A 5,687-nucleotide genomic window follows, 5' to 3' on the forward strand; every position below is an offset into this window, starting at 1 on the left:
GCCCGAGAACGAGATGCCAGTGCGATTGTCATGGGTTGGAGCGAGGAAATCGGATTGCGATCGCGGCTGTTCGGTACTCTTATTGATAGCGTGTTGCAATCTTCCCACTGTCCGGTGTTGGTGGTGCGCTTCGTCGAAACCCCCTTGCGCGTTCGCCGGATTTTGGTTCCGGTGAAAGTGCTAACCCCCCAAGCCGTTCGCACCGTCAGGTTTGCCCAGCTTCTGGCCCAAATCCACGGCGCGACGGTGACACTGTTGCACGTGAGTTCTCCCCAAACTCCCAGAGAACAGATAGCCGCCACGGGAGAAGCTTTTTCGCAAGTCTTGCAGGAGGGGGATGTGGAATTCGAGATGCAAATGGTATCGAGCGATAATCCCGTCGATCGCATTCTCGAAGCCAGTCGAACCAGCGATCTGATGGTTTGGCGATCGCAACGCCGCTATACGGTCGCCGGCTTAGCCGCTAGCGATGTGACGACACGGGTGATGGAACACTTGGCTTGCTCGATGTTGTTGTTCGGCGAACCCCAAGTCTTTCTCAAAACGGCCGAATCGATCGCCCCCAGACGAGAAAATCCCATGGGTATGAGTTGAACCTCAGCCCCATGCCCCCTGGAAACACTCTTAAATCGATCGAACATTTTATGGAGATTGAGTTCGATTGAGTTGACCGGGTGGGGAAGTGAAAATCTTTGCAGTCTGTCGGCGAACTCTTATAGATAAAGAAAACTTATTTTATGATTTTAAAAATTGATTTTTTTGCATAAACTACTTTATGAATTTGGACTGAAAATCTTAAAATTTAGACCTTACTTCTCACACCTAAAATGTTGGTTTTAAAGGGGAAAAGAGACTCATATGACGTTCTCTTTTCCCTTTCATGTAGTATAAGCACGAGCGCGATTGTGAGAGCGATGATTAGCGCTTCAGGCGCGATCGCACTTATCCAGATCGGACGAGTAAAAAACGAGCGAGTATTTTCAACCTGCCGTACCCGCATTATGAGATTGTTCGTCAGCATTCGGCGCTTACAAAACCATCCACCTCTTCGACAATCCAATTTTTCATAAAAATCGGCTTTTCATGCAAATTGCTTTAACCTTAAGTATCGTTCTGGTTGCATTAATTGCCTTTATTGCCGAGTGGCTTCCCGTAGATCTCACTGCCCTCGGCGTAGCGATCGTCCTGATGTTATTGGGACTGGTTACCCCCGAAGAAGGCATTTCCGGATTTAGTAACTCCGCCACAATTACCGTCCTGGCAATGTTCGTTCTCAGTGCCGGAATTGCTCGCACCGGGGCAATCCACATCTTGCGAGATGGGTTGATGAAATGGGGGGGAACCCGCACCACCCGGCAAATTTTAGTTTTAGGGGCGATCGTCGGGCCGATCTCGGCATTTATCAACAATACAGCCGTCGTCGCCCTGTTTCTGCCGATTGTTGAAGAGTGGGGAAAAAAACAAAAGATATCCGTTTCCAAACTGCTGATTCCCCTGTCCTACATCACCATTTGGGGGGGGACGATGACCCTCATCGGTACGTCTACGAATATTCTCGCCAGTGGGTTGTCAGAGAAATTAGGCTATGGCGCTTTTTCAATTTTCCAGTTTACCCCGATCGGGATGGAAAAGTCTGGGACAACCGAATGGTTGGCAAATGGATTCGTGGCGGTGGGGGGAAATCTTTCGGGCTATTGGGTTTTAACCTTTTTCTACCTCATCACCTCCGTGCTTACCGAAATACTCTCCAATAATGCCTCGGTGGTTTTAATGCTGCCCCTAGCCGCAGAAGTTGCCCAACGCCTGCAACTCAATCCTCTAGCGTTTATTTTCGCCGTCACCTTCGCCGCCTCTAGTAGCTTTTCGACCCCCATCGGCTACCAGACCAACACCATGGTTTACGCCCCTGGCGGTTACAAATTTCTCGACTTCGCCCGCGTGGGGGTTCCCCCTGATTATGGCGATCGTCACGCCCTTAGCGATCGCCGTTTTGTGCGGTTTGTAAGCTGTTACGCAGCTAAGCCAAATAAGCATAAGGATTCGATCGTCACTCAAATCCGTAGCAATCGAGCAGACAGGGTTCCCCTTCGATCGCCACTGCCGCTTTGTAGCCAGCACCGACTTCGAGGCTTTGCAGATACCACTGCGCAGGCGAAGATGCCATCGAGTGTAAGGACGGAATCAGATCCTCTCCGGCAAGGGAAATTTCCACCTGAGATAATCCCAGCAATCCTTCCCCCGTGGCTTTGAGTAGTGCTTCTTTTGCCGTCCACGCACTAAAAAAGGCGGCAGGCTGTCGTTCGGGGGGATAGCCGCTCAACTGGCGATACTCGCGATCGCTAAAAAAGCGCTGAGCCAATGGCAAAGTGTCAAGCTCCCGAAACGATTCGACATCAATTCCCACTCGACGATGGCGGGCGATCGCATAGAGGGCGATTCCCCCAGAGTGAGAGAGATTGAATTCTAGGGAATTATTGCAATTCTCCCGCACAGACGCTGCGCGAACGCCATCGACCAAAAACGGCTTACCCCGCTCGGCATAGCCGAATTCGAGCCGCTCTGGGGGGCGGTTGAGATAGCTGCCGAGGAGCTTCCGGAGGATACCGCGAGCGGCGATAAACGAGTGACGATCGACCTGACGAAAAAATCGATCGGCTCTTTGGCGTTCGTCGGCAGAAAGTAGTGCTAACAACAGCTCGATGGGTTGCGAATCTAAGTCAGCTCGCCAAACGTGAATGAGATCGGACGATAAATTCAACACAGGGGGAGGAGAGAGCCATCGTCTAGCAACTGTCATATCAATTAGGATTCGGGTATTGGCAAGCAGGGAGGCAGGGGAGGCAGAGGAGCTTACAAGTGTAGGTTTTTTATATTCTGGTGAAATCGAGCAGTCTTGAGCTGGGGAAGTGGGGGCACTTCGACAAGCTCAGTGACCAGGGGGGGGAGCAAAACCCTTGAATTCTCGTTGACGCTTGACCAGAGAGAGAGCGGAGCGATTGTGAAAAGCATTCCCTTGTAAGAAGCAGAGGAGGCAGAGGACAACGGACAGCGAAGAACGGGCGGTTTGTTATTCGACCCGTTCCCCGGTCTCCCCATCTTCTTGATCCTCACGATCTTGACGTTCCGTCGAATTCAAGAAATGCCCAGATCTCATCGTAGGCAAAATCTCGTGCCATTGCGTCTAAAGACTGAGCCAGTTTGGGATTATCCCTGTGGATTGCCTCGATGGTACTCTCCATCAGCTCCATATCTCCCACTTGAATCGCCCGTTCGAGCTGCGATCGCAATCGATCGGATAAAGCCTCTAGATTCGCTGGTTTGGAGGGTTGAGAAGATTTGGAAGAGGGTCGGCGCGCGCTTGCGTACAGGTAACGCACGCCGATATGTTTGCGCATCGTCTCGAAAATTTCTGACTCTCGAAAAGGTTTGCGGACGAAATCATCGCATCCCGCCGAGAGAACGATCGCTCGTTCTTCTTCCAGGGTACTCGCCGTCAAGGCGATGACGGCCGTTGCCTGACCTTTGGTGGTGGCTTTAATTCGTTTGGTAGCTTCGTAGCCATCCATCACCGGCATCCGCATATCCATCCAAATCAAATGTGGCTCCCAGCGCTCCCACAACTCGATCGCTTCTCGACCGTTAGTTGCCTCTCGCACCTGAAAACCCAAAGGTTTGAGCAATCTTACCAAAAGTTGGCGGTTGCTCCACTGGTCATCGACGATCGCGATTCGATAAGGAGATTGGTTTTGGGCGATACCAATGACGTGGCGAGCTGGCTGTTGGGGGGGTAGGGCAATAGCTTCGATAATATCGACCGCGATATTAAAGAGAAAGCGAGTCCCCCGTCCGACTTCGCTTTCAACAGTCATTTCTCCCCCCATCAATTGAACGAACGCGCGAGCGATCGAAAGTCCTAAACCCGTTCCCTCGTGAGCATTTTGACCCGTTTGGGTTTGAACGAACGGCTCGAACAGTAGCTCGAGTTCCTCTGAAGACATTCCCACCCCGGTATCGATCGCTTCAAAATACAAACGAGCTTGGTGAAGGGGACGCGGAATGGGAATTGAGATATCCCCTTGCCATCCTTCTGAGGGCTGGGTACTCACTTTAATCCAAACGCGACCGGTTTGGGTAAATTTAATCCCGTTGTTGAGTAGATTGATCAGGATCTGGCGGAGTTTCACATCATCCGCTCGCACGTACTGGGGCACTTGCGGCGATCTTTCGAACTTCAACTCCAACTGCTTTTCCTCAGTCTTCAGACGGAACATATCTTCCAAATCTTGAAGCAGATCGAACAGGTCGAAGTTTTGCGGATTGAGGGTGGTACGCCCGGCTTCAATTTTGGCAAAGGAGAGAACGTTGTTAATCAGAGAAAGTAAATGTTCGGCACTGCGAGTAATAATATCGAGGTTTTCTTGTTGTTCGGGGGTTCTGTTGGGGTCGCGAGTCATGAGTTGGGCAAAGCCCAAAATCGCATTCAGAGGCGATCGCAACTCGTGGCTCATATTCGCGAGAAATTGGCTTTTGGCTCGGTTGGCTGTTTCTGCTGCTTCTGTGGCTTTTTGCATGGCAGCTTCCGCTCGCTTGCGAGGGCTAATATTGCGCGCCACCCAAATTGCCTGACGATCGGACATGGGGGAAATACTGGCGCAAAACCACTCTTCCTTTCCATGAATAGTGAGAGTGTAATCGAAGGTTACCGTTTGTTGGGCGCTCAAAGCCTGCTGGACTTTATGCAACCAAATTGGGCAATTCCCTTGAACGAAACCATCGATCGTCTGCCGGATGGCTTCGCGATCTGGTTCGTACAAGCGACCGGGATTGGTGGGGGCTATGTCGATATTGCAAGCCTGGGCATCCAGCACCAAGACGATATCAGTCATCGCCTCAAACACCGCGCGCATTTTTTCTTCTGAAGACAGCAGCTTTTGTTCGAGCAACTTGCGTTCTTCAATCTCCTGTTGCAACTCCAGAGTTCTTTGGTTCACCTTCACTTCCAAGAGACGAGAATACTCCTCTTTTTGATGAAAGGAAGCCTGCAACTTACCGACCATATTGTTAAAAGCTTCTGCTAAGACTTCTAATTCGTCCGCACCTTTGACGGTGACGGTGTGACTTAAGTCACCTCCGGAAATCTCTTGGGCTGCTTGGCTCAATCGAAGAACGGGTCGACCGATCCAACGAGCCGTCACCCATCCGAGTGCCGTTGCCAGTCCCAGGGCGATCGCGCATAGAAGAATCGTCGTGCGGGTATTGGTATGGATTTGCGCCATGAAATCCGCTTCGGGAATCACGACGACAATCGACCAATTCAGGCCGAACTCATCCTGAAATGGGGTCACTTGCACGAACTGGGGTTTACCCTGCCATATCCAAGTGAGCTGCTCCGAAGCCGTTACCCGATCGAGTTGACCGAATTGCTGTTGCAGATATTGCGCCAATGCAGCGATTTCGGTGTTGTCGTTCCGATCGAAGGTATCGATGCGGGTGAGGCGATCGCCTTGGATGGAAAACGGCCGAGCCAAAGTCGAACTGGCCACGAGTGCGCCGTTCGGCTCTAAAATAAACGCTTGTCCGGTAGAACTGATGCGTAAACTCTGGAGAAATTGACCGATTTGGGAAAGAGACAGATCGACAAAAAATACCCCTTGCAGCAACTCTCCCGGCTCGTAAAAGGGATAGAC

3 protein-coding genes and 1 pseudogene are annotated in these 5,687 nt (G+C 51.2%); 2 read left to right on the forward strand and 2 right to left on the reverse strand.

Annotated elements, in window-relative coordinates:
* Positions 1 to 594 (forward strand): universal stress protein (locus IQ235_RS17100; protein ID WP_264322637.1); only part of this gene is annotated, 594 nt, incomplete at its 5' end.
* 489 nt (positions 595 to 1,083) lie between these two features.
* Positions 1,084 to 1,887 (forward strand): annotated as a pseudogene (locus IQ235_RS17105) (SLC13 family permease); the annotation flags it as partial.
* 160 nt (positions 1,888 to 2,047) lie between these two features.
* Here IQ235_RS17105 and IQ235_RS17110 read toward each other — a convergent pair.
* Both IQ235_RS17110 and IQ235_RS17115 read right to left on the reverse strand, forming a co-directional pair.
* Positions 2,048 to 2,797, reverse strand: coding sequence for a 4'-phosphopantetheinyl transferase family protein (locus IQ235_RS17110; RefSeq protein ID WP_264322638.1), 750 nt, complete (start codon positions 2,795 to 2,797; stop codon positions 2,048 to 2,050).
* A gap of 310 nt (positions 2,798 to 3,107) precedes the next feature.
* The coding region (locus tag IQ235_RS17115; RefSeq protein ID WP_264322639.1) for a response regulator at positions 3,108 to 5,687 on the reverse strand (2,580 nt) is incomplete at its 5' end.

The sequence above is a fragment of the Zarconia navalis LEGE 11467 genome, from assembly GCF_015207075.1.
Taxonomy (GTDB): Bacteria; Cyanobacteriota; Cyanobacteriia; order Cyanobacteriales; family Geitlerinemataceae; genus Zarconia; species Zarconia navalis.